This is a genomic window from Roseovarius sp., from assembly GCF_030373445.1.
GTDB lineage: Bacteria > Pseudomonadota > Alphaproteobacteria > Rhodobacterales > Rhodobacteraceae > Roseovarius.
Map to the genome: position 1 here is coordinate 182,924 of NZ_JAUCYU010000008.1, position 22,306 is coordinate 205,229.

Here is a 22,306-nt window from a genome sequence, read left to right on the forward strand (position 1 = left end):
CGGTCCTGTTCTCAGATGCGTGCAGATATACGATCTGCACGCCGATTCCAAAAGTTTTTGCCTTACGCGGCCTTGCTCCGGCGGCGCCTGCGGCGGTTGCGCTTGGGCGCACCGCCGGGGGCGTTGTTGGCGGCAGGGTTGCCACCCCCGCCCCCGCCGCCTCGACGACGGTTCTGCCCGCCACCCCGGCGCGGTCCGCGCGCACCATTGGCCGGCAGCGGGCTCTCGCCGCTGGCCACCGGCACTTCGATCTTCATCAGCCGCTGGATCTGGTGCAGCAGGTCCGCATCCTCCGGCGCGCAGAAGGCAATTGCCTCGCCCTCTCGGCCGGCCCGCGCGGTCCGCCCGATCCGGTGCACGTAATTGTCCGGCACCTCCGGCAGGTCGTAGTTGATGACATAGCCCACGTCGGGAATGTCGATCCCCCGCGCGGCCACGTCCGTCGCCACCAGAACCGTCACCGTGCCCTCGCGGAACGCCTTGATCGCGCGGTCGCGCTGGCCCTGGCTCTTGTTGCCGTGGATCGAGGCGGCGTTGTACCCGTCACGCACCAGCCCCTTCATCAGCTTCTCGGCACCATGTTTCGTGCGCGCGAACACCAGCGTCAGCGCGTCGCTGTTCATGGTCAGGATCTCGCGCAGCTTGCCGGGCTTGTCGCCCTTGTCGAGGAAATGCACCGACTGGGTGATCTTGTCGGCGGCCTTGCCCGGGGGGGCCACCTGCACCTTCACCGGGTTGGTCAGGTAGGCGCCCGACAGCTCCTCCATCTGCTTCGGCATGGTGGCCGAGAACAGCATCGTCCGGCGCGGCGTGCCCAGCTTCGGCGCGATCTTCCGCAGCGCATGGATGAACCCCATGTCGAGCATCTGGTCCGCCTCGTCCAGCACCAGCGATTTCGCCTGGCTCAGGTCGACCGAACCGCGATCCATCAGGTCGATGAGCCGGCCCGGCGTCGCCACCAGGATATCCGTCCCCCGGCCCAGCGCGGCGATCTGCTTGTTGATCGACTGGCCGCCCACCACGGTAAAGACCCGCAGCTTGGTGCCCTCGGTCAGCGGGCGCAGATTGTCGGCGATCTGGTTCACCAGCTCGCGCGTCGGCGCCAGCACCAGCGCCTTCACCGTCTTCGGCAGCGGCTTGCCGGGGTTGGCCAGCAGATGCTCCACCAGCGGCAGGCCGAAGGCCAGCGTCTTGCCAGTGCCGGTCTGCGCCAGCCCCATGATGTCATGCCCCTCCAGCGCCGGCGGAATCGCCTTGGTCTGGATCGGGGTCGGTTTGTCGATGCCGGCGCGGGTCAGCGCGGCGATGATGTTCGGCGACAGGCCGAATTCGGAAAAATCTTGCAAAGGGTATCCTTCTTGGGCCGCGTCCCTGCGGCCTTTGCGTCTGGCCGCATCGCGGCCGTCGAGGGTTTGCGCTGGCCTCGGAACGGGCGGGCGTCTCCCGCGCCATCCGGCCGTTGCGTCAAGAACCCTGCGTGATGGGGACCTAGAAAGCATGGTGTCGCTGATGGCCCTTTATGGGGCACGGCAAGCTCACGCGGCTGCGCAGCGGACAGCGCCCATATGGGGCCAACCGCCCCGCATGTCAATCTGTTGCGTCACGCGCCCCCTCGCGCCTCAGGCCGAACATCGCCACGAAACGCTGCGCCGCTTCGGCATCGCCCGTCACGCTCACCCGCCCGTTCTCCACCAACTCCTCTAGCGTCAGCCGCCCGTAGACGGCCGAGGCCATCCCGTTCCCGTTGCCCTTCAGCAAGAAAGGCGCCTCCGGCCTCTCGACCGCCACGGTCCGAACCTCTCCACCCGTCACCCGCATCTCGAACGCCTCGCTGCCGAAATCGAACCCGGCCACGGCTTCCCCGGCCTTCTCCGGCAACAGGTTCACCCCCATCGAGATCATCAGCGCCGTCGGGCTGATGAACCGGCTGGGGTCATGCCCCGGCACCATCAGCGCCCAGCGGCACAGCGCCTCCAGCACCGGCAACAGCCCGTGCCCGGCGTCGGTCAAGCTGTAGATCCCCAGCCGCACATCATGCGCCACCACCCCGGCCTCGACCAGCTGCCCCAGCCGCCCGGTCAGCACGCTCGCCGTGATCCCCGGCAGCCCGGCCCGGATCATCTGGAACCGCTTCGGCGCGAACACCAGCTCGCGCACCACCAGCAGCGCCCAGCGATCACCGATCAGGTTCAGCGCATGGGCGGCAAGACAGCCTTCGTCATAGCGAAGGCGGGGGGTTTTCGCCTGTTCAGTCATGTTTTCATACTATCAGTTGTTTTTTACTACTGCAAGTGTCACGCTAGGTCATCGGGCCCGATTCGGACGGCCCCGTTCAGGACAAAGGAAAACGCGACATGACCTATTACACCGGCGCCATCATGGCCGTGCCCACCGCGAACCGGCAGAAGTACCTCGACCACTGCAACGAGGCCTGGCCGATCATGAAATCCCACGGCGCCACGCGCATGATCGAAACCTGGGGCGTCGATATCCCCAAGGGCAAGGTCACCGACTTCTACGGCGCGGTGAACGCCAAGGACGACGAATCCATCGTGTTCTCGTGGATCATCTGGCCCGACAAGGCGACCTCCGACACAGCCTGGGAAAAGATGATGTCCGACCCGGCCATGGCCAGCATGTCCGAAATGCCCTTCGACGGCAGCCGGATGATCTATGGCGGGTTCGAGCCCGTCTACGAACGCGGCACCCTCGCCGATGCCGGCTACTACCAGGGCTTCATCCTCGCCGTCCCGGAAAAGAACCGCCAGGCCTATGCCGACATGGCCGACGAGGGCTGGCAGATGTTCGAGAAGCTCGGCGCCACCGGCATGACCGAGAACTGGGGCGATTACGTCCCCCATGGCAAGCAAACCGACTTCTACCGCGCCACCAAGGCCGAAGACGGTGAAATGCCCCTCTTCAGCTGGGTCACCTGGCCCGACCGCGCCACGTGCGACGCCGCCGCCAAGCAGATGGAGGCCGACATGGCCGATTACGACATGTCGCAGATGCCCTTCGACGGCATGCGCATGACATGGGGCGGGTTCGAGCCGCTGTTCGACTCGAAGGAAAAGGCGGCAGCAGCATGACCCTCACGCTTTACACCCTCGACTGGGTCCCCGACTTCCCCCGCGGCTTCGTCCGCGACCTCCGCGTCCGCTGGGCGCTCGAGGAGGTCGGCCAGCCCTATGAAACCGCCACCGTGCCCTCGCGCCCCAAGTCCGACACGCATCTCGGCATGCAGCCCTTCGGACAGGTGCCGATCATCCGCGACGGCGACCTCACCCTCTTCGAATCCGGCGCCATCCTTCAACACGTGGCCCGCGGCACCGCGCTCTTCCCCGACGACCGGCGCGCCGAGATCAGCCAGTGGCTCTTCGCGGCGCTGAACACCGTCGAGATGGCGACGATGCACTGGCAGGTCATGCTGCTGGGGCAGAAGTTCCCCGATTTCTTCGGCCCGCCCCCCTCGGGCGACGTCATCGACCACGCCTTCGCCTTCGCGAAAACCCGGCTCGACGCGATAGAGAAACGCATGGCGACACGCGACTGGATCGCCGGCGATTTCAGCATCGCCGACATCGCCATGGTCGACACCCTGCGCAACGTCGCCTCCGAAGGAGGGCTCGCCGATCACGGAGCCCTCAGCGCCTACCTCGACCGCGCCACCGCCCGGCCCGCCTTCGAACGCGCCATGCGCGATCACATGGCCCACTGGCAGGCCGCCGACGCGGCCCGCGAAACCGAAACCGCCTGATCGAGGCGTGGAGGAGAACAACACGATGACCACCACCCCCAAGAACACCGTCTGCCTGTGGTACACCGATGATGCCGAGGAAGCCGCGAATTTCTACGCCGCGACCTTTCCCGACAGCGAGGTCACGGGCGTCCACCGCGCGCCCTCCGACTATCCCGGCGGCAAGAAGGGCAACGTCATCACCGTCACCTTCACGGTCATGGGCATCCCCTGCCTCGGCCTGAACGGCGGCGAGATGTTCACCCATTCCGAGGCGTTCTCCTTCCAGGTCGCCACCGACGACCAGGAAGAAACCGACCGCTACTGGAACGCGATCGTCGATAACGGCGGGCAGGAATCGCAATGCGGCTGGTGCCGCGACAAGTGGGGCATCTCCTGGCAGATCACCCCGCGCGTTCTCTCCGACGCGCTCGCCGCCGGCGGGGAAGAGGGCAAGCGCGCCTTCGAAGCCATGATGCCGATGAAGAAGATCGACATCGCCACGATCGAGGCCGCCCGCCGCGGCTGACCTCTCGGCGTACCACCCGGGGCCCCGGCCCCGGGCACCACCCTCAACAGGACATTCGAACATGAAACGCTTATCCCGGGCCGCCGCCCTGCCGCTCGCCCTCCTGCCATTTGCCGCCCCCGCAGGGGCCGACACCGCCTCCGTCGACAGGCACGACATCTATTACGAGGTCCACGGCGAACTCACCCCCGACACCGTGCCGGTGCTCATGCTCCACGGCGGCATGATGAGCTTCGAGGCCAGTTACGGCGCCATGCTGCCCGTGCTGACCGAAACCCATACCGTGATCGGCGTCGAGCAGCAGGGCCACGGCCATACGCCCCTGCACGACGGCCCGCTCACGGCCGAGACCATGCGCCGCGATACGCTGGGCGTGCTCGACGCCCTCTCGGTCGACCGCGTGCACGTGGTGGGCTTCTCCGCCGGCGGCATGCTGGCGCTGGAACTTGCCGTGAACGCCCCCGGGCGCGTCGCCTCGGTCGTGGCGATCTCCGCCGCGTCACAGCCCTCGGGCTTCATGCCCGGCATGATCGAGATGCAGAAGGATCCGAACTACCAGCCCTCTCCGGACGTGCTGGCCCTCATGCCCAGCGAAGAGGATTTCGCCGACATGGCGGCCGAGATCGCCGCCAAGAACCCCGGCGGCGCCGAAACCGTGCCGCAGACCATGCAGAAGATGACCGCCTTCATCACCTCCGACTGGGGCTGGCCCGACGACCGCATCGCCGGCATCGGCGTCCCGGTCCTCGTGGTCAACGGCGACACCGATTTCATCCAGCCCGAGCACGCGCTCCACCTCTACCGCACGATCCCCGGGGCACAGCTCGCGATCCTGCCGGACACGACGCATCTCACGATCCTCGAACAGCCCGCGCTGCTGCCAATGATCGAGACCTTCCTCGATACCCGCGCGCCCGCCGGCAACTGATCCCCCCGCGCGAGGCCGGCCGAAAGGCCGGACGAGGCCCGCGCCCGCACCGAAACCGCACCGACGCAATACCGACAAAATACCGACAAAATACCGACGTTGGTTTTTGACCCCTCAGCCCAGCTTCCGAACCGGCTCGTGACAGGGGCAGGTGACGATATGGTCGTTCACCATCCCCACCGCTTGCATGAACGCATAGACGATGGTCGGCCCGCAGAACTTGAAGCCTCTTTTCTTCAAATCCTTTGAAATTGCTCGCGAAATTTCCGTCTCGGTCGGCACCTCCGCCAGGCTTGCGAACCGGTTCTGGATCGGCCGCCCGCCGACATAGGCCCAAAGGTACGTATCGAACCCCTGCTCCGCCTCGATCTCCTGCCAGACACGGGCATTTCCAATCGTCGCCTCGATCTTCCCCCGGTGCCGGATGATCCCCGGATCCGCCAGGCAGCGCTGCACCTCCGCCTCGCCCCATCCGGCAATCACGTTCGGGTCAAACCCCTGAAAAGCCGCGCGAAAATTGTCGCGCTTCTTCAGGATCGTGATCCAGCTCAGCCCCGCCTGGAACCCGTCGAGAACCAGCTTCTCCCAAAGCGCCCGGCTGTCCCATTCGGGCACGCCCCACTCGGTGTCGTGATAGGCCTCGTAGATCGGGTCATCGCCCACCCAGCCGCATCTTTCGCCCATGGATTGCCTCCCCGACCGGCCCGGTCGCTCAAATTCGCGCTTTAAGCCTTCCTTAGCGGCTGCGCCCCACCCTGTGAAGCGGGTGCAATCAGGAGCGCGCAAATGGGGAAATATCCAAGTGACTGGGCCGACATTCCGGCCGGGCATGACAACCCGCTGAACTTCGCCGTGACCAGCCGGGACCGGTCGGTTATCGAAATGGTAACCGACGCGGTCCAGAACGATCGCGCGATGCTGGCCTACCAGGCCATCGTGCCCGCCGGCGCGCCGGGAAAGCCCGCCTTTTACGAAGGATTAATCCGGGTGATGGACAGCACCGGCCGGATCATTCCCGCCTGCGATTTCATCGCCGAGATCGAGACGACGGAAACCGGCCGCATCATCGACTGCATCGCGCTGGAACAGGGGCTTCGGGCAATGCACGACTACCCCGACCTGCGGCTCGCCATCAACATGTCGGCCCGCTCGATCGGCTATCCGCGCTGGATCGCGACGTTGCGCAACGGGTTGCGCGCCGACCCGACCGCCGGCGAACGCCTGATCCTCGAGATCACCGAAAGCTCGGCCATCGTCGTGCCCGAGCTGGTAATCGCCTTCATGACCGAGATGCAGTCCGAGGGCGTCAGCTTCGCGCTCGACGATTTCGGCTCGGGCTACACCTCCTTCCGCTATCTCAAGCAGTTCTACTTCGACATCCTCAAGATCGACGGCCAGTTCATCCACTGCGTCGCCCGCGACACCGATAACCAGGTCCTGACCGGCGCGCTCATGTCCATCGCCGAACATTTCGACATGGTCTGCATCGCCGAAAGCGTCGAAACCGCCGAGGACGCGGCCTTCCTCCAATCCATCGGGATGGACTGCCTGCAGGGCTATTTCTTCGGCGCCCCCACGGTGCATCCCCCGTGGGAATCCGACACCGGCGAAACCGCCACCGCCTGACCCGCCTCCTGTGACAATCCAACCGTTGCCGGGCCCCAAGCCATGCGGTATCACCCAGCCAAGGCGGGGGAGTCCGCACAGGCACCCATGGCGGGCGCCGGGGCGCCTCCGGTCACGCAGTCACCTGGTGGAGGAAGACATGACCAACGTAGTTATCGCATCCGCGGCACGCACCGCCGTCGGCTCGTTCAGCGGCGCATTTGCCAACACCCCGGCCCACGATCTCGGCACCGCCGTGCTCGAAGCCATCGTCGAGCGCGCGGGCATCGACAAGGCCGAAGTGTCGGAAACCATCCTCGGCCAGGTGCTGACCGCCGCCCAGGGCCAGAACCCGGCCCGCCAGGCGCATGTCAACGCCGGCCTGCCGATCGAAAGCGCCGCCTGGGGCATCAACCAGGTCTGCGGCTCGGGCCTGCGCGCCGTGGCGCTGGGCGCCCAGCACATCCAGCTTGGCGATGCCAGCATCATCGCCGCCGGCGGCCAGGAAAACATGACCCTCTCGCCCCACGCCGCGCACCTGCGCGCCGGTCACAAGATGGGCGACGTGAAGTACATCGACACCATGATCCGCGACGGCCTCTGGGACGCCTTCAACGGCTACCACATGGGCCAGACCGCCGAGAACGTCGCCAACCAGTGGCAGATTACCCGCGAGATGCAGGACGAGTTCGCCGTCGCCTCGCAGAACAAGGCCGAAGCCGCCCAGAACGCCGGCAGGTTCCAGGACGAGATCACCCCCTTCACGGTCAAGACCCGCAAGGGCGACATCGTGGTCGACAAGGACGAATACATCCGCCACGGCGCCACCATCGACGCCATGCAGAAGCTGCGCCCGGCCTTCGCGAAAGACGGCTCCGTCACCGCCGCCAACGCCTCGGGCATCAACGACGGTGCCGCCGCCGTCCTGCTGATGAGCGCCGATGAGGCCGAAAAGCGCGGCATCGAACCGCTCGCGCGCATCGCCTCCTACGCCACCGCCGGGCTCGACCCGTCGATCATGGGCGTGGGCCCTATCAGCGCCAGCCGCAAGGCGCTGGAGAAGGCAGGCTGGAGCGTCGATGACCTCGACCTCGTCGAAGCCAACGAAGCCTTCGCCGCCCAGGCCTGTGCCGTGAACAAGGACATGGGCTGGGATCCCTCGATCGTGAACGTGAACGGCGGCGCCATCGCCATCGGCCACCCGATCGGCGCCTCGGGCTGCCGCGTTCTGAACACCCTGCTCTTCGAGATGAAGCGCCGCGACGCCAAGAAAGGCCTCGCCACGCTCTGCATCGGTGGCGGCATGGGCGTCGCCATGTGCGTCGAACGCCCGTAAGACAGAAACGGCGGGGCTTCGGCCCCGCCCTTTTTTCATGCGCCAGATCCTGCCCGAAAACCCCAAGCAAATCGTCTTTTCCGGCGGAGGCCTGAGGTGTTTCTGGCAAGGCGGGTTCATGCAGGAACTTGAAAAGACCCGGCATTTCAAGCCAGCGCGGATCACCGGCGTGTCGGGCGGCGCCCTTGCCGGTGCAGCGTGGCTCGGCGGCATCGAGGACAGGTTGCTTCAGGTCATGTGCGCCCGGTTCGAGGAGCAGGACAGCAATATCAACCTGTTCGAGGATGACGACAGCGGCTTGACGCCGCACCAGACCCTTTATTGCGAAGTCGTCTCCGAGGCGCTCGACGACGCGGTGCAGTCAAAGATCGCCGACGGCCCGCAATTCCAGATTCTCATCGCGCACCCGCCCGACCCGCTCCCGCCCGCCCTTTCGGGCGCGGCGATGACCCTCGCCTACGAGGCCGAGCTGCACATCAAGAACGCGCCCCATTTCGACTGGGCCGAGAAGATGGGGCTCGACTATTCCCTGGTCGACGCCAACAAGGCCGCGCGGGAGAGGGTTCTGGATGACCTCGTCTGTGCCGCCGCCGTCATCCCGCCGGTCTTCAAGCCGCCCCATTGGGATGGCCGCCCGGTGGTGGATGGCGGCATGGCCGATCAGGCGCCCATGCCCGAGCCCGACGAGGGAGAGACCCTCATCCTGCTGACGCGCGACTACAAGCGGCTGCCCGACGACGACAGCCGCTATTACGTGCATCCCGGCAGTGAGACACCGGCCGACAAGATTGACTTCACTGACCCCGCCAAGCTGCTGGAGACATGGAAGATGGGCGCGGCGGACGCGAAGCGGATTTTACGAGAGTAACAATGTTGCGTACCTGAGCCCGTATCGGTAACACCGTTACCAAGCCAAGTAATGAATTGGAGGAATCACATGGCAAGAACTGCACTCGTGACCGGCGGCAGCCGAGGCATCGGCGAGGCCATCTCGAAGGCGCTGAAGGTCGAAGGCTACAACGTCGCCGCCACCTATGCCGGCAATGACGAAAAGGCCGCCGCCTTCACAGAGGCCACCGGCATCAAGACCTACAAGTGGAACGTGGCCGACTACGAGGCCAGCAAGGCCGGCATCGCCAAGGTCGAGGAGGAGCTTGGCCCGATCGACATCGTCGTCGCCAATGCCGGCATTACGCGCGATGCGCCCTTCCACAAGATGAGCCCCGAGCAATGGCAGGAGGTGATCGACACCAACCTGACCGGCGTTTTCAACACCGTTCACCCGGTCTGGCCCGGCATGCGCGAACGCAAGTTCGGCCGCGTCATCGTGATCAGCTCGATCAATGGCCAGAAGGGCCAGTTCGCACAGGTCAACTATGCCGCGACCAAGGCAGGCGACATCGGCATCGTCCGCAGCCTCGCCCAGGAAGGCGCGCGCGCCGGCATCACCGCCAACGCCGTCTGCCCCGGCTACATCGCGACAGAGATGGTGATGGCCGTGCCGGAAAAGGTGCGCGAGTCGATCGTCGCCCAGATCCCCGCCGGCCGCCTTGGCGAGCCGGAAGAGATCGCCCGCTGCGTCACCTTCCTTGCCTCCGACGACGCGCAGTTCATCAACGGATCGACCATCTCGGCCAACGGCGCGCAGTTCTTCGGCTGATTCTCCGGATGCAATCGCGTAAGCACAACGGGGCCGGTCATCTTGACCGGCCCCTTTTCGCGTTCCGTGGTGGTGTTTCGTGAGGTTTGGCGGCGCACAAAACGCCCGCTGGTCGCGCGGATACGCAACTGGCTATCTGTTTGATCAGGCCCGTGAAATCACGCCATGACGGCTGTCATCAACCTCGGCAATTCACGGCGGACGACACCGTTCAGGCGTCTTCCGACAGGCGTGCGATCTCTTCCTTGAGGCGCAGTTTCTGCTTCTTGAGTTCGGCGATTTCGAAGTCGGACGCGCCCGGAGAGCGCTGTACTTCCTCGACCCGTTCGGAGAGGGTTTGATGTTTCTTCTTCAGTTCCTCGACATGTGAACTCAAGCTCATTGGCGTCTCCTCTCGTTGCTGATGTGCGTTATGCACCTTTTCAGTGCATCACAGAATTATGACTCTGTCACGCTGCAGGCGCAGCATAAGCGGAACTATGCGATTCAAATGCTGTTAAAATGAGCCGGAAAACGGCAGTGCCTTGCCTTGACGCAGAACCGAGGCGGTCGCCGCAGTATAGTTTTCTCGGTCTCCCGGATGCGCAACCCCCGCGTGCAGGATCCAGCCGTCGTGCAGGCGAAACTCCGCACGCCCGCCCTTTCGCGCCCGGAGAAGCACCAGCCTTGCCTCCCGGCCCTCACGCGGCACCAGCGGCAGCAACTCGATACTGCCAAGATGCCGCGCCACCTCCGTCAGCAGCTCCGGCAGGCGCTCGGCCCGGTGGATCAGGCTGACGTGCCCGCCGGGCATGCACCGCCGCGCCGCCTGTTTCACCCACTCCGCCAGCGGCGTCCGCTCGCCCAACGCCGCCTCGCGCCCCGGCTCGGTGGCCGGGGTGCTGGCGGCACGGTCGAAATAGGGCGGGTTGGCAATGACATGATCGAATTGCCGTTCCCTGAGCGCCCTCGGCATGTCCGACAGGTCGCCCTCCACCACCTCGAACGCCAGCCCGTTCTCCGCCCCGTTGCGACGCGCCAGCGCGGCATAGTCACCCTGCAATTCCAGCCCCGTCAGCCGCAACTTCGGCACCCGCCGGCCAAGGCACAGTGCCGCAACGCCCACGCCACAGCCAAGGTCCAGCACGCTCTGCCCCGGTTTCGCCGGCACCCCGGCGGCCAGCATCACCGGGTCGATCCCCGCCCGATACCCGCGCCTCGGCTGGTAAATCCGCAGCTTCCCCCCGAGAAAATCGTCGGCCGTCACCTCGTCCGGCTCACCCCCCGTCATCCACCTCTATCCCGTTGTCGGTGAGGGTTTGCACGGCATCCTCGTAATCCGAATCCGCCACCATGATCCGCCGCGGGAAAATACCGATCGAGCCTTCGAGAACGCTCATGTTTACGTCCATTTCAAAGCAGTCTATACCCTCGCCCTGAAGCAGCGCCTTGGCAAAGGCGATCGAGGCCGGGTCGTTCGTGCGCAATAGCTGTTTCATGGCCAAGAGATAAGGCGAGGGGGCACGGTTTGTCGAGCCGTGTGACGGTGAGTTGAATGGGACTGGATCACGCCTCTACCAAACCACATGAGGAACTCGCGCGCCACCTCGCGGGGCGGCTTGAGGCGGTCAACACCCTGATCCGCGAACGCATGGCCTCGCGCCACGCGCCGCGTATTCCCGAGGTCACTGCGCACCTGGTCGAGGCGGGTGGCAAGCGGCTGCGCCCCATGCTCACGCTCGCCACGGCCGATATGTGCGGCTACGACGGCGAATACGACGTCAACCTCGCCGCGACGGTGGAATTCATCCACACCGCCACCCTGCTGCATGACGACGTGGTCGACGAAAGCCAGCAGCGCCGCGGCCGGCCCACGGCCAACCTGCTGTGGGACAACAAGTCCAGCGTGCTGGTGGGCGATTACCTCTTCGCGCGGGCGTTCCAGCTGATGGTCGAAACCGGCAACCTGCGGGTGCTCGACATCCTGTCGAACGCCGCCGCCACCATTGCCGAGGGCGAGGTACTGCAACTCAGCGCCGCCCGCGACCTGCGAACCGACGAGGATATCTACCTCCAGATCGTGCGCGGCAAGACGGCCGCGCTGTTCTCTGCCGCCACCGAGGTCGGCGGCGTCATCTCGAACGCCGGCGAGGAGCGGATCGGGGCACTCTACGATTACGGCGACGCGCTCGGCATCGCCTTCCAGATCGCCGACGACCTGCTCGACTACCAGGGCGACGCCAAGTCCACCGGCAAGAATGTCGGCGACGATTTCCGCGAACGCAAGCTGACCCTGCCGGTGATCAAGGCGGTGGCCGATGCGACAGACGAGGAACGCGCCTTCTGGAGACGCACCATCGAGAAGGGCGACCAGCGCGACGGCGACCTCGAGGAAGCGCTCGCCATCCTCACCCGCCACGACGCGCTCGACCGCACCCGCGACGACGCGCTTGCCTGGGCCGAGCGCGCCAAGACGGCCATGGCCAAACTGCCGGAGCACGAAGTGCGGCGGATGTTGATCGAACTGGCGGATTACGTGGTCGCGCGCCTGACCTGAGCGGTCAGCCGAACATGTTGGGCGCGTTCAGCCGCGTCGCCCGCACCCACCACGACGGATAGCTTTCCTGCAACCGGCCCGCCGCCGAGCCGGCGGTTTCCGCGTCCTTGTAGATGCCGAAGCAGGTGCCGCCAGAGCCGGACATGCGCGCCATCTGACAGCCCGGTGTCTTCTCCAGCGTCTCGAACACCTGCTGGATGACCGGCTCGGCCTCGATCGCCGGTTCCTGCAGGTCGTTCCGCATTCCGCGCAGCCAGTCGATCAGCTCCGCCGAGGTTTCGAAGGCCGGGATCACATCGGGCATCGGGCGGTTGACCTTGTGCCTGAGCCGCTTGAACACCTCCGCCGTCAGCACCGGCAGGCGCGGGTTCACCAGTACGGCGTCGAGCGGTGGCAGGTTGTGCACCGGTGTGACCTTGTCGCCGATCCCGGTCACCCGGGCCGGTTCCGATTGCAGGCACAGCGGCACGTCGGCGCCCAGCTCGATCCCGTCGCCCGGAACCGGCTTTCCGGAAAACCCCGACAGCACCCGCAGCGTCGCTGCCGCGTCCCCCGACCCGCCGCCAAGCCCGGCGGCGTTGGGAAGGTGTTTTTCCAGCCGGATATCGGCATTGATCCGCATCATCCGCGCCGCCCGCAGCACCAGGTTACTTTCGTCCTCCGGCACGCCCTCGGCCATCGGCCCCTCGACCGTCAGCTTGTAGTCGCCGGGCATGGTGATGGTCATGCGGTCGCCGATATCGGCGAACATGGCCAGCGAATCGAGCGTGTGATACCCATCCTCGCGCTGGCCGGTCACATGAAGCGTCAGGTTGACCTTTGCCGGAACAAAGGCCTCAACCACCGTCATCGACGATCTCCAGCGGCGGCGCGCCTTCTTCCTCCAGCACCACGTCCAGTCCCACCTCGAGCTTGCGGCGAATGCGGTCGGGCTTGATATCGGGCGAGGGCTTTTCCTGATCCACGAAGGACAGGGCGCGTTTCCACTGAAATTCCGCCTCGTTCTTGCGCCCCACGGCCCAAAGAACGTCGCCCAGGTGATCGTTCACCACCGGGTCGACCGGCATCAGTTCTGCGGCACGTTCCATGTGGTCGACCGCCTCGTCATACCGGCCCAAACGGTACAGGACCCAGCCAAGGCTGTCGACGATGTAGCCGCTGTTCGGCTGCTTGGCGACGGCGCGCTCGATCATGCCAAGCGCCTCGTCCAGCTTGATCTGCTTTTCGACCAGCGAATAGCCGAGGTAGTTCAGCACTTGCGGCTGTTCCGGGTTCAGCTCAAGCGCGCGGCGGAAGTCGGATTCCGCCTTCTCCCACTCGCCCAGCCGCTCGTAACAGATCGCCCGCGCGTAATGCACGAACCACTGTTCCTCGGCATCATCGGAATACCGGTCGAGCGCCCGTTCATAGGCGGCCGCCGCGTCACCGAACCGCTCGAGCTGGCGATAGAGATCCCCCGCCGACACGTGCACCGCCGGTAGTTCCGGGTGCGATTCCGAAAGCTGTTCCAGCACCTCGACGGCGGCATCCGTCCGGTCGGCCCGGCGCAACGCCTCGGCCCGGCCCATCTCGGCCGCGGTGAAGGAGGGGTGTTCGCGCGGGACCGACTTGTAGGTATCGGTGGCCAGTTGGTAGCGGCCGAGCGACTCGAACAACTCTGCCGTCATCATCACGGAATCGATGTGTTCCGGGTTGAGATACTCGGCAATCCGCGAATAGAGCAGGACGTAATCCTCGCTCGTGTCGGAGATCAGCGCCCGACCCAGCGAATAGAACACCTCGGCCACGCCGTCCCCGGCGCCCGAAATGAGCGAGAAGGGAACCCGCTGATCCGCCGCAAGCATCTCGCGCAGCTGGCTTATCTCCGGGTCCAGGTCGGCGCCGAACGCATCGTCGATCAGCGCCACCGCCTCGTCGTTGCGTTCAAGCTGGCTGAGAATTTCCGCCCAGGCCACCGTGCCGCGGCGGGTGCGCTGCATCGGCCCGTCGGACTTGCCAGCAAAAATCTGCTCGGCGGCCTCGAAATCGCCCACCGAGGCCAGCGCCAACGCCTTGTGATAGATGGCGAAGCTGCGCAGGCCCTGCTCTTCGGCCACGGCGTCGAACCGATCCAGCGCGGCGCTCATGTCGCCCTTGCCAAGCTGCGCCCAGGCCGCGATTAGCCCGTCGGCCAGCGACCCGATGCCGTGATCCCGTCCGAAGCGGTCCAGCAGGTCGTCGAACGCTCCGCGCTTCACCTCGTCGGCCACCAGCACCATGAAGGCGACCTGGCTCAAGAGTTCGTCATCCTCGATCTTCCGGGAAATCGGGATTGCCTGGTCGAAGTGCCCCAGCGATACATGGGCCACCACGGCACTTTCCAGGATTGCGGGGTTCGATTGGTCCTCGGCCAGCGCCTTGGTGAAATACTCGGCGGCGGCTTTGTAATCGTTGTCGAGACTGGCCTGCCGCGCGGCAAGATACGCGCCGATTGCCTCGTCGGCCGAGGCAGCCTGTGCACCCCCCTGCAAAAGGGCGGCTGCGAGTGCGAGAACCGAGAGCTTTGTACGAGTCACGGGGTTGCCTGCCTTCTATAACTCCTGTCGCCGCTCAAGGTAGACTGCCGGCCCCGTCAAGGCAATCCGGGGCAGGCGGTTTGCCGCGCCCCGGCCGATCACGTTTTCGGAGACTTACATGTTCGGGTAGTTCGGACCGTCTCCGCCCTGCGGCGTCACCCACTTGATGTTCTGGGGCGGGTCCTTGATGTCGCAAGTCTTGCAGTGCACGCAATTCTGGAAGTTGATCACGAATTCCGGCCCGCTCTCCTTTTCGACCACCTCGTAGACCCCGGCCGGGCAATAGCGCTGCGCGGGCTCGTTGAACTTGGGAAGGTTGTGCTCGATCGGGATGGTCGGATCCATCAGCCGCAGGTGACAGGGCTGGTTTTCCTCGTGGTTGGTCATCGAAAAGCTGACATTGGTCAGCCGGTCGAAGCTCAGCTTTCCGTCGGGCTTGGGATAATCTATCGTCTTGTGCTTGTCGGCGGGCTCGGTCGCCTCGGCATCGGTCTTGCCGTGGCTCAGCGTGCCGAACAGCGAGAAGCCCAGCGTGTTCGTCCACATGTCCAGCCCACCAAGGCTGAGGCTGGCCAGAAGCCCGTACTTCGACCACAGCGGCTTGACGTTGCGGACCTTCTTGAGGTCTTTGCCGATCGCGCCCTCGCGCACTTCGGTCTCGTAGTCATTCAGCTCGTCGCTTGCCCGGCCGGCCTCGATCGCGGCATGCGCCGCCTCGGCGGCCGCCATGCCCGACAGCATCGCGTTGTGGTTGCCCTTGATCCGCGGCACGTTGACCATGCCCACCGAACAGCCCAGCAACGCCACGCCGGGCGCGACCATCTTCGGCATCGACTGGTAACCGCCCTCGGTGATCGCCCGGCCGCCATAGGCCACGCGCTTGCCGCCTTCGAGCAGCTCCTTGACCATCGGGTGATGCTTGAAGCGCTGGAATTCCATGTAGGGGTAGAGGTTCGGGTTCTTGTAGTTCAGGTGGACCACGAAACCCACGTAGACCTGGTTGTTGTCGAGGTGGTAGATGAACGACCCGCCCCCGGCGTTCGAGCCCAGCGGCCAGCCCATCGTGTGGGTCACGCTGCCGGGCTTGTGCTTGGCCGGGTCGATCTCCCAGATCTCCTTCATGCCAAGGCCGAATTTCTGCGGCTCCTTGCCTTTCGACAGGTCGTACTTGGCAATCACCTCCTTCGACAGGCTGCCGCGCACGCCTTCCGACAGGAACACGTATTTGCCATGCAGCTCCATCCCCGGCTCGTAGGACGGGCCCGGCGTGCCGTCGGGGTTGCGCCCGAACTCGCCCGCGACAACGCCCTTCACCTCGCCGTTCTCGCCATAGATCACTTCCGAGCAGGCCATGCCCGGGAACACCTCGACGCCCAGTTCCTCGGCCTGCTCGGCCATCCAGCGGCAGACATTGCCCATCGAGACCACGTAGTTGCCGTGGTTGTTCATCAGCGGCGGCATCGGGAAGTTGGGGATGCGCACCTTGCCCCCCTCGCCCAGCATGAAAAAATTGTCGTCTTTCACCGGCACGTTCAGCGGCGCGCCCTTTTCCTTCCAGTCCGGGATCAGCTTGTTCAGCCCGCACGGGTCAAGTACGGCGCCCGACAGGATGTGCGCGCCCACTTCCGAGCCCTTCTCCAGCACCACGACCTCGCGCGAGGGGTCGAGCTGCTTCAACCGGATCGCCGCGGACAGACCCGCCGGGCCCGCCCCCACGATCACGACATCGTATTCCATGGCTTCGCGTTCGATCTCGGACATATGTCTTCCTTCCAAAGGCGCGGCACGCGGCCGCCGGAATTCGTTCCGCACGTGGTTATCGTCTCGGAAACACCCCCGTCAATTGGAACACGACGTTAGTGATGGTTAAAAACGGCAATTTGCCGCAATTCCGCCAACGGAATGCGCCCGCCTCATGCATCGGCTATTGCAAAGACCTTGAGCATCGGGGCAATCTGTCGCGACATCTGAAATGGTCAAAGGCCGGGGCCGACACGCGCGGCCCCGTCAGCATGAAGGGCACTCCGAATGGAAAAAATCCCGATGACACGCAAGGGTTACGAGGCCATCGAAGCCGAGCTGAAACAGCTCAAGTCGGTGGAACGCCCTGCCATCATCAAGGCGATCTCCGAGGCGCGCGAGCATGGCGACCTGTCGGAGAATGCCGAGTATCATTCGGCCAAGGAGAAGCAATCGTTCATCGAGGGCCGGATCAAGGAACTGGAAGGCGCGATCAGCCTGTCCGACGTGATCGACCCCGCCAAGCTGTCCGGGCCGATCAAGTTCGGCGCGACCGTGACGCTTGTGGACGAGGACACCGACGAGGAGAAGACCTACCAGATCGTCGGCGAATACGAGGCGAGTATTGAAAAAGGCCTGCTGAACATCAAATCGCCCATTGCACGGGCCTTGATCGGCAAGGAAGAGGGCGACAGCGTCGAAGTGCACACGCCCGGTGGTGACAAGGCCTACGAAGTGCTAAAGATCGCCTATATCTAGCAGGTCCTGATCATGGCCGACCGTCAACAGACCCCGCCCACCCCGCTGGGGCTCTACGACAAGTCACGCAGGGAACGGGTCACGGCGATCGAGGTAGTCGCCGCGGCGCTGTCCGCCGGCTGGCTGGTGCTGGCGGCCGTGTTCTTTCTCTTCATGGACTCGGAAGCGCTGATCGGCGGTGCCGGCGGCGCGGCATGGTTCATCGTGGTGATGCTGGCCGTCTTCATGCCCGTGGCCATGATCTGGGTGGCGGCAACCGCCGCGCGCTCGTCGCGGGTTATGCGCGAGGAAAGCCAGCGGCTGCAGGTGGCCATCGACGCCATGCGCCACGCCTATATCACGCAAAGCCAGAACCGGAACGCGGTCAGCGAGCCATCGGTCTCGAAGAAGCTCGAAGAGATCGCGGCGGCCCAGCGCAAGACGGAAACCGCGCTGGCCACCTTCTCCTCGACCCGCCACGCGCTGGCCCCGCCGCAAGCCCCGAAGCAGATCGAGGCCGCCCCGCCCCAAGGCGACGCCCAGGTGGCCCTTCCGCTCGGCACCCCGGCCGAGGACATGCGGCCGCCACTGGCCAGCTCCGATTTCATTCGCGCTCTGAACTTCCCGGAAACAGCCGAGGACAAGGAAGGCTTCGCCGCGCTGCGCCGCGCGCTGAAAGACCGGCCCACGGCACAGCTGATCCAGGCCGCGCAGGACGTGCTGACGCTGATGTCGCATGACGGCATCTACATGGACGACCTCCGCCCCGACCTTGCCCGCCCCGAGGTCTGGCGCCGCTTCGCCGCCGGAGAGCGCGGCCGTTCCATTGCCCAGCTGGGGGGCATCCGTGATCGTTCCTCGCTGGCGCTGACCGCTGCGCGGATGAAAAGCGACCCGATCTTCCGTGACGCCGTGCACCACTTCCTGCGGATCTTCGACCGGATGATCTCGGCCTTCACCGAAACCGCCACGGATTCAGACCTGACCGAGCTGTCGAACACCCGTACATCGCGCGCCTTCATGCTGCTGGGGCGGGTGACGGGCACGTTCGACTGAAGGCGCGAAACGGCGCCGCGTATCATGATATTGCCAGCACCGGGTGTTCCGGGCATCATGCCCAACGGGCGAGGAGTGAGACCATGCGCAAGTTTCTTGTGGTTCTGGACGACAGCAAGGAGTGCCTGAACGCCATGCGGTTCGCGGCGATGCGGGCAGCCCATACCGGTGCGGGTGTCGAAGTCCTGGCGGTGATTCCGCCCGAGGAATTCAACCACTGGATCGGTGTGGGCGACATCATGCGGGAAGAGGCGCGGGAGAGGATACACGCGCATTTCGAGGTGTTCGCCAAGTGGATGCGCGACAAGCAGGGGGTCGACCCGGAACTGGTCATCCGCGAAGGCGAACCGGTATCGGAGATCATGGCACAGGTCCAGGAAGACCCGGAGATCGGCGTCCTGGTGCTTGGCGCCGGCACCGACAAGAAAGGCCCCGGCCCGCTTGTCACCCAGCTTTCGAAGAACTCCGGCACGCTGACGATCCCGCTGACCATCGTGCCGGGCGATCTGTCGAAGGAACGGCTGGAGGCCATCACCTGAGTAGGAAGGCCGCGTGAATATCCGGCGCATGGGCCTCGGGAGGGTCGATGGTATCAGGACTGGTAGCGCATTTTTCTTGATTTATGTGTCACTTGGCGCAACTCTGACGGCATGACATTCCAATCCACTCCGTTTCCCGCGCAACACGACCCCGCGCAGGTGGCGTTCCAGAGATCGGAACTCGGCATCATCCTGTCCCTATACGGCCGAATGGTCGCCGCTGGCGAATGGCGGGATTACGGCATCTCTTGCCTGCGGGAGGTGGCCGTGTTCTCCGTCTTCCGGCGCACGGCGGAAAACCCGCTTTACCGCATCGAGAAACGTCCCCGTCTGCGTGGTCGGCAGGGGCAGTATGCGGTGATCGGCATGGACGGGCAGGTTTTGAAGCGAGGAAGCGACCTGAAAACCGTTCTGCGGGTGCTCGAACGCAAGCTGATCCGGCCAGTGGAGTAGGCGGGCGCGGCGCTGCCTGTCACAATTTAGAATCGTTCCAAACCTTGACAGGCGAAGCCATGGGGCGCATATCCGGTGCATCTTTGGAAAGGCGCGACCCATGTTCATTCAGACCGAATCCACTCCGAATCCCGCCACGCTGAAGTTCCTGCCCGGCCAGACCGTGCTGGATGCCGGCACCGCGGATTTCCCGACCTCCGAGACGGCAGGCAAGTCGCCGCTGGCCGAGCGCCTGTTCAAGGTGCAGGGCGTGACCGGCGTGTTCTTCGGCAATGACTTCGTCACCGTCACCAAGGCGGATGAAACCGAGTGGGACCACATGAAACCCGCCATCCTTGGCGCGATCATGGAGCATTTCCAGTCGGGCAAGCCCGTGATGTCTGGCGAGGCGGATGCCTCTTCCGGACATGCAGAGCATGATGGCGAAGATGCAGAGATCGTGGGTCAGATCAAGGAACTGCTCGACACCCGCGTGCGCCCGGCCGTGGCGCAGGACGGGGGCGACATCACCTTCCACGGGTTCGAACGCGGCGTCGTCTACCTGCATATGCAGGGCGCCTGTGCCGGCTGTCCGTCGTCGACCATCACGCTGAAAATGGGCATCGAGAACCTGCTGCGCCATTACATCCCCGAGGTGACCGAGGTGCGCCCCGTTGGGATCTGACACGCTCGTTCTTGGCCTTGACACATCGGCCGCGCATTGCGCGGCCGCTTTGCTGTCTGGCGACCGGGTTTTGAGCGTTCACACCGAAGAAATGGGCCGAGGACAGGCCGAGCGGCTGATGCCGCTGTTGGAAGAGGTGCTGGCCGAGGGCGGCGCAGGCTGGCGCGACCTGTCCCGGATCGGCACCGGCGTCGGACCGGGGAATTTCACCGGTATTCGAATTGCGGTATCGGCGGCGCGCGGGCTGGCGCTTGCGCTGGATATCCCGGCGATAGGCGTGTCCACCTTCGACGCAATCAGCCTCGCCACCGAAGAGCGGCACATACCGGCGGTTCCTGCCCCGCGCGAGCAGGTCTACATCCGACCGGACGGCGCGGCGCCGCGCCTTGTTACATTGGAGGAGGCCGAGCGCCTCGGTAAGCCGCTCGCCTATCCTCCCGAGCCCGGGCAACTGGCGCTGGCCATCGCCCGGGCAGCAACCACGGCGGATGTGCCTGCGCCCGCCCCTGCCCCGCTCTACATCCGACCGGCCGATGCGGCGCCGTCGCGCGATGCCCCGCCGGTCATCCTCGACGATGACACCTGAAGAGATGGCCACCTGCCACGCCCGTGCCTTTGCCGGTCAGGGGCGCGAGTGGGCGGCTCAGGAATTCGCCGACCTCCTCGACAGCCCGCACGTTTTTGCCGTGGGTTCCCCCCAGACCTTTGCCCTCGGCCGCGCAGTGGCAGACGAGGCGGAGTTGCTGACCATCGCGACCGACCCGGCGCATCGCCGGCAGGGGTTGGCCCGCAAAACGCTATCGGCTTTCGAAGCCACCGCCGCGGCGCGAGGGGTGACGCGCACTTTCCTTGAGGTTTCGGCGGGAAACGCCGCTGCCCTCGCACTTTACCGGTCCGCCGGATACAGCGAGACGGGCCGGCGCAGGGGCTATTACCGGACGCCGAACGGGCCGGAGGATGCGCTGCTGATGGCAAAGCGGCTCGTCTGATCGAAGGCGCCGCCCCGGGCGGCTCTGTCGGATACCCCCTGCGGGAGTAGTTGGGGAAAGGTGAAAGCCGGTGCAACTCCTGCCCGGCGCCACGGAAGCGGGCCGGGGTTTGACGCGGGGGCAGGCCGTATCTTCTATTGACCCGAGGCGGCAAACGCGGGCTTACTTGCCGCCATTACATCGCGACCGCGCACGCGAAGAGGCCAAACCGCCCGGCGTGTGCAGTCAGGTTCAGGGAGAGACAGAATGACGATGATGAAGCACATCCTTGGCGCGGCGGCGACGCTGGCCCTCGGCGCGGGCGCCGCACTGGCCGACCCGGCGCTGATCTTCGATCTGGGGGGCAAGTTCGACAAGTCGTTCAACGAAAGCGCCCATAACGGGGCGCAACGCTGGGCCGAGGAAACCGGCGGCAGCTACAACGAGGTCGAGCTGCAATCGGAAGCCCAGCGCGAACAGGCGCTGCGCCGCTTCGCCGAGGCCGGCAACAACCCGATCGTCATGGTCGGTTTCGCCTTCGGCGAATCGCTGGGCGAGGTCGCGGCGGACTATCCCGACACCAAGTTCGCAATCATCGACATGGTGGTCGAAGAGCCCAACGTGCGCTCGGTCGTCTTCAACGAGCACCAGGGCAGCTACCTTGTTGGCATGATGGCCGCGCAGGCCAGCGAAAGCGGCACGGTGGGCTTCATCGGCGGGATGGACATCCCCCTGATCCGCAAGTTCGCCTGTGGCTACGTGCAGGGCGTGAAGGCGGTGAACGCGGATGCAACGGTGATCCAGAACATGACGGGCACCACGCCCGCGGCATGGAACGACCCGGTGAAAGGCTCGGAACTGACCAAGGCGCAGATCAGCCAGGGTGCCGACGTGATCTATCACGCCGCCGGCGGCACCGGCACGGGTGTGCTGCAAACCGCCGCCGACGAGGGCGTTCTCGGCATCGGCGTGGACAGCAACCAGAACCACCTGCATCCCGGCTCGGTCCTGACGTCGATGGTCAAACGCGTCGACAACGCCGTTTACGAGGCGATGACGGCCGGCCCCGAGATGGAAACCGGCATCGAGGTCATGGGTATCTCGAATGACGGCGTCAGCTATGCCATGGACGAGCACAATGAAAGCCTTGTCACCGACGAGATGAAGACCGCCGTCGACGAGGCCGCCGAGAAAATCGCCAGCGGCGAGCTCGAGGTGCATGACTACATGTCCGACAATACCTGCCCGGTCGAATAACCGCGG

General features: G+C 65.2%; 26 protein-coding genes. 17 read left to right on the forward strand and 9 right to left on the reverse strand.

From position 1 onward, the window contains the following. Positions 1-62: 62 nt before the first annotated feature. Both QUV18_RS15625 and QUV18_RS15630 read right to left on the reverse strand, forming a co-directional pair. The gene (locus QUV18_RS15625) at positions 63-1,346 is read right to left on the reverse strand and encodes a DEAD/DEAH box helicase (RefSeq protein WP_300894940.1); all 1,284 of its coding nucleotides are present in this window, start codon (positions 1,344-1,346) and stop codon (positions 63-65) included. 241 nt (positions 1,347-1,587) lie between these two features. After that, on the reverse strand, positions 1,588-2,256 hold the full coding sequence (locus QUV18_RS15630; RefSeq protein WP_300894941.1) for a helix-turn-helix domain-containing protein: 669 nt from the start codon (positions 2,254-2,256) through the stop codon (positions 1,588-1,590). A gap of 98 nt (positions 2,257-2,354) precedes the next feature. On the opposite strand from QUV18_RS15630, the gene QUV18_RS15635 reads away from it, so the two are divergent. The 4 genes from QUV18_RS15635 to QUV18_RS15650 all read left to right on the forward strand — a co-directional run bounded on the left by QUV18_RS15635 (position 2,355) and on the right by QUV18_RS15650 (position 5,193). Further along, a complete protein-coding gene (locus tag QUV18_RS15635) occupies positions 2,355-3,089 on the forward strand; it encodes a DUF1428 domain-containing protein (RefSeq protein WP_300894942.1) in 735 nt (244 codons plus the stop codon). Beyond that, positions 3,086-3,757, forward strand: a complete 672-nt coding sequence (locus QUV18_RS15640) for a glutathione S-transferase family protein (protein ID WP_300894943.1) — start codon at positions 3,086-3,088, stop codon at positions 3,755-3,757. The genes QUV18_RS15635 and QUV18_RS15640 overlap by 4 nt, the downstream gene beginning before the upstream one ends. A 25-nt stretch (positions 3,758-3,782) precedes the next feature. Then, complete coding sequence (locus QUV18_RS15645; RefSeq protein WP_300894944.1) at positions 3,783-4,265, forward strand: VOC family protein; 483 nt, start codon at positions 3,783-3,785, stop codon at positions 4,263-4,265. A 61-nt stretch (positions 4,266-4,326) separates the two neighbouring features. Beyond that, positions 4,327-5,193, forward strand: coding sequence for an alpha/beta hydrolase (locus QUV18_RS15650; protein ID WP_300894945.1), 867 nt, complete (start codon positions 4,327-4,329; stop codon positions 5,191-5,193). A 114-nt stretch (positions 5,194-5,307) separates the two neighbouring features. Here QUV18_RS15650 and QUV18_RS15655 read toward each other — a convergent pair whose 3' ends face one another. After that, entirely contained in the window at positions 5,308-5,877 is a 570-nt protein-coding gene (locus tag QUV18_RS15655) for a DNA-3-methyladenine glycosylase I (protein ID WP_300894946.1), read from the reverse strand. A gap of 102 nt (positions 5,878-5,979) precedes the next feature. On the opposite strand from QUV18_RS15655, the gene QUV18_RS15660 reads away from it, so the two are divergent. The 4 genes from QUV18_RS15660 to phbB all read left to right on the forward strand — a co-directional run bounded on the left by QUV18_RS15660 (position 5,980) and on the right by phbB (position 9,794). Next, positions 5,980-6,819, forward strand: coding sequence for an EAL domain-containing protein (locus QUV18_RS15660; RefSeq protein WP_300894947.1), 840 nt, complete (start codon positions 5,980-5,982; stop codon positions 6,817-6,819). Positions 6,820-6,958: 139 nt separating this feature from the next. Continuing rightward, the gene (locus QUV18_RS15665; protein WP_300894948.1) at positions 6,959-8,134 is read left to right on the forward strand and encodes an acetyl-CoA C-acetyltransferase; all 1,176 of its coding nucleotides are present in this window, start codon (positions 6,959-6,961) and stop codon (positions 8,132-8,134) included. A 37-nt stretch (positions 8,135-8,171) separates the two neighbouring features. Next, positions 8,172-9,002, forward strand: coding sequence for a patatin-like phospholipase family protein (locus QUV18_RS15670; protein ID WP_300894949.1), 831 nt, complete (start codon positions 8,172-8,174; stop codon positions 9,000-9,002). Between the two features lie 69 nt (positions 9,003-9,071). Continuing rightward, positions 9,072-9,794 (forward strand): acetoacetyl-CoA reductase, encoded by a 723-nt coding sequence (gene phbB / locus QUV18_RS15675; RefSeq protein ID WP_300894950.1) that lies wholly within the window; start codon positions 9,072-9,074, stop codon positions 9,792-9,794. 211 nt (positions 9,795-10,005) lie between these two features. On the opposite strand, the gene QUV18_RS15680 is transcribed toward phbB, so the two are convergent. The 3 genes from QUV18_RS15680 to QUV18_RS15690 form a co-directional block, all read right to left on the reverse strand. Continuing rightward, on the reverse strand, positions 10,006-10,176 hold the full coding sequence (locus tag QUV18_RS15680; protein WP_300894951.1) for a YdcH family protein: 171 nt from the start codon (positions 10,174-10,176) through the stop codon (positions 10,006-10,008). Between the two features lie 114 nt (positions 10,177-10,290). Beyond that, positions 10,291-11,064, reverse strand: coding sequence for a methyltransferase (locus tag QUV18_RS15685; protein ID WP_300894952.1), 774 nt, complete (start codon positions 11,062-11,064; stop codon positions 10,291-10,293). Continuing rightward, positions 11,051-11,272 carry a DUF2007 domain-containing protein gene (locus tag QUV18_RS15690; protein ID WP_300894953.1) on the reverse strand — a complete coding sequence of 74 codons (222 nt, stop codon included), beginning with the start codon at positions 11,270-11,272 and terminating at the stop codon, positions 11,051-11,053. Before QUV18_RS15690 ends, QUV18_RS15685 begins: the two co-directional genes overlap by 14 nt. A gap of 56 nt (positions 11,273-11,328) precedes the next feature. On the opposite strand from QUV18_RS15690, the gene QUV18_RS15695 reads away from it, so the two are divergent. Further along, on the forward strand, positions 11,329-12,330 hold the full coding sequence (locus tag QUV18_RS15695) for a polyprenyl synthetase family protein (protein ID WP_300894954.1): 1,002 nt from the start codon (positions 11,329-11,331) through the stop codon (positions 12,328-12,330). Positions 12,331-12,334: 4 nt separating this feature from the next. On the opposite strand, the gene QUV18_RS15700 is transcribed toward QUV18_RS15695, so the two are convergent. The 3 genes from QUV18_RS15700 to QUV18_RS15710 form a co-directional block, all read right to left on the reverse strand. Beyond that, a complete protein-coding gene (locus tag QUV18_RS15700) occupies positions 12,335-13,180 on the reverse strand; it encodes a 4-(cytidine 5'-diphospho)-2-C-methyl-D-erythritol kinase (RefSeq protein WP_300894955.1) in 846 nt (281 codons plus the stop codon). Beyond that, entirely contained in the window at positions 13,167-14,885 is a 1,719-nt protein-coding gene (locus tag QUV18_RS15705) for a tetratricopeptide repeat protein (RefSeq protein ID WP_366914668.1), read from the reverse strand. The genes QUV18_RS15700 and QUV18_RS15705 overlap by 14 nt, the downstream gene beginning before the upstream one ends. A gap of 114 nt (positions 14,886-14,999) precedes the next feature. Continuing rightward, positions 15,000-16,646, reverse strand: a complete 1,647-nt coding sequence (locus QUV18_RS15710; protein WP_300894956.1) for an electron transfer flavoprotein-ubiquinone oxidoreductase — start codon at positions 16,644-16,646, stop codon at positions 15,000-15,002. A 267-nt stretch (positions 16,647-16,913) separates the two neighbouring features. Between QUV18_RS15710 and greA the strand changes: the two genes are divergently transcribed. The 8 genes from greA to QUV18_RS15750 all read left to right on the forward strand — a co-directional run bounded on the left by greA (position 16,914) and on the right by QUV18_RS15750 (position 22,300). Then, complete coding sequence (greA, locus tag QUV18_RS15715; protein WP_300894957.1) at positions 16,914-17,384, forward strand: transcription elongation factor GreA; 471 nt, start codon at positions 16,914-16,916, stop codon at positions 17,382-17,384. Positions 17,385-17,396: 12 nt separating this feature from the next. After that, a complete protein-coding gene (locus tag QUV18_RS15720; protein ID WP_300894958.1) occupies positions 17,397-18,419 on the forward strand; it encodes a hypothetical protein in 1,023 nt (340 codons plus the stop codon). 83 nt (positions 18,420-18,502) lie between these two features. Continuing rightward, positions 18,503-18,958, forward strand: coding sequence for a universal stress protein (locus tag QUV18_RS15725; protein WP_300894959.1), 456 nt, complete (start codon positions 18,503-18,505; stop codon positions 18,956-18,958). 111 nt (positions 18,959-19,069) lie between these two features. Then, the gene (locus QUV18_RS15730) at positions 19,070-19,411 is read left to right on the forward strand and encodes a DUF2794 domain-containing protein (RefSeq protein ID WP_300894960.1); all 342 of its coding nucleotides are present in this window, start codon (positions 19,070-19,072) and stop codon (positions 19,409-19,411) included. Positions 19,412-19,511: 100 nt separating this feature from the next. Next, entirely contained in the window at positions 19,512-20,075 is a 564-nt protein-coding gene (locus QUV18_RS15735) for a NifU family protein (protein ID WP_300894961.1), read from the forward strand. Next, entirely contained in the window at positions 20,065-20,661 is a 597-nt protein-coding gene (gene tsaB, locus QUV18_RS15740) for a tRNA (adenosine(37)-N6)-threonylcarbamoyltransferase complex dimerization subunit type 1 TsaB (RefSeq protein WP_300894962.1), read from the forward strand. Before QUV18_RS15735 ends, tsaB begins: the two co-directional genes overlap by 11 nt. A gap of 4 nt (positions 20,662-20,665) precedes the next feature. After that, positions 20,666-21,064, forward strand: coding sequence for a GNAT family N-acetyltransferase (locus tag QUV18_RS15745; RefSeq protein WP_300894963.1), 399 nt, complete (start codon positions 20,666-20,668; stop codon positions 21,062-21,064). A 246-nt stretch (positions 21,065-21,310) separates the two neighbouring features. Then, positions 21,311-22,300, forward strand: coding sequence for a BMP family ABC transporter substrate-binding protein (locus QUV18_RS15750; RefSeq protein ID WP_300894964.1), 990 nt, complete (start codon positions 21,311-21,313; stop codon positions 22,298-22,300). Positions 22,301-22,306: the final 6 nt, after the last annotated feature.

Coding starts and splice junctions, on each gene's coding strand:
- QUV18_RS15630 (WP_300894941.1), bottom strand. CDS start 2,256: ATGACTGAACAGGCGAAAACCCCCCGCCTTCGCTATGACGAAGGCTGT.
- QUV18_RS15635 (WP_300894942.1), top strand. CDS start 2,355: ATGACCTATTACACCGGCGCCATCATGGCCGTGCCCACCGCGAACCGG.
- QUV18_RS15640 (WP_300894943.1), top strand. CDS start 3,086: ATGACCCTCACGCTTTACACCCTCGACTGGGTCCCCGACTTCCCCCGC.
- QUV18_RS15645 (WP_300894944.1), top strand. CDS start 3,783: ATGACCACCACCCCCAAGAACACCGTCTGCCTGTGGTACACCGATGAT.
- QUV18_RS15650 (WP_300894945.1), top strand. CDS start 4,327: ATGAAACGCTTATCCCGGGCCGCCGCCCTGCCGCTCGCCCTCCTGCCA.
- QUV18_RS15655 (WP_300894946.1), bottom strand. CDS start 5,877: ATGGGCGAAAGATGCGGCTGGGTGGGCGATGACCCGATCTACGAGGCC.
- QUV18_RS15660 (WP_300894947.1), top strand. CDS start 5,980: ATGGGGAAATATCCAAGTGACTGGGCCGACATTCCGGCCGGGCATGAC.
- QUV18_RS15665 (WP_300894948.1), top strand. CDS start 6,959: ATGACCAACGTAGTTATCGCATCCGCGGCACGCACCGCCGTCGGCTCG.
- QUV18_RS15670 (WP_300894949.1), top strand. CDS start 8,172: ATGCGCCAGATCCTGCCCGAAAACCCCAAGCAAATCGTCTTTTCCGGC.
- phbB (WP_300894950.1), top strand. CDS start 9,072: ATGGCAAGAACTGCACTCGTGACCGGCGGCAGCCGAGGCATCGGCGAG.
- QUV18_RS15680 (WP_300894951.1), bottom strand. CDS start 10,176: ATGAGCTTGAGTTCACATGTCGAGGAACTGAAGAAGAAACATCAAACC.
- QUV18_RS15685 (WP_300894952.1), bottom strand. CDS start 11,064: ATGACGGGGGGTGAGCCGGACGAGGTGACGGCCGACGATTTTCTCGGG.
- QUV18_RS15690 (WP_300894953.1), bottom strand. CDS start 11,272: ATGAAACAGCTATTGCGCACGAACGACCCGGCCTCGATCGCCTTTGCC.
- QUV18_RS15695 (WP_300894954.1), top strand. CDS start 11,329: ATGGGACTGGATCACGCCTCTACCAAACCACATGAGGAACTCGCGCGC.
- QUV18_RS15700 (WP_300894955.1), bottom strand. CDS start 13,180: ATGACGGTGGTTGAGGCCTTTGTTCCGGCAAAGGTCAACCTGACGCTT.
- QUV18_RS15710 (WP_300894956.1), bottom strand. CDS start 16,646: ATGTCCGAGATCGAACGCGAAGCCATGGAATACGATGTCGTGATCGTG.
- greA (WP_300894957.1), top strand. CDS start 16,914: ATGGAAAAAATCCCGATGACACGCAAGGGTTACGAGGCCATCGAAGCC.
- QUV18_RS15720 (WP_300894958.1), top strand. CDS start 17,397: ATGGCCGACCGTCAACAGACCCCGCCCACCCCGCTGGGGCTCTACGAC.
- QUV18_RS15725 (WP_300894959.1), top strand. CDS start 18,503: ATGCGCAAGTTTCTTGTGGTTCTGGACGACAGCAAGGAGTGCCTGAAC.
- QUV18_RS15730 (WP_300894960.1), top strand. CDS start 19,070: ATGACATTCCAATCCACTCCGTTTCCCGCGCAACACGACCCCGCGCAG.
- QUV18_RS15735 (WP_300894961.1), top strand. CDS start 19,512: ATGTTCATTCAGACCGAATCCACTCCGAATCCCGCCACGCTGAAGTTC.
- QUV18_RS15745 (WP_300894963.1), top strand. CDS start 20,666: ATGGCCACCTGCCACGCCCGTGCCTTTGCCGGTCAGGGGCGCGAGTGG.
- QUV18_RS15750 (WP_300894964.1), top strand. CDS start 21,311: ATGACGATGATGAAGCACATCCTTGGCGCGGCGGCGACGCTGGCCCTC.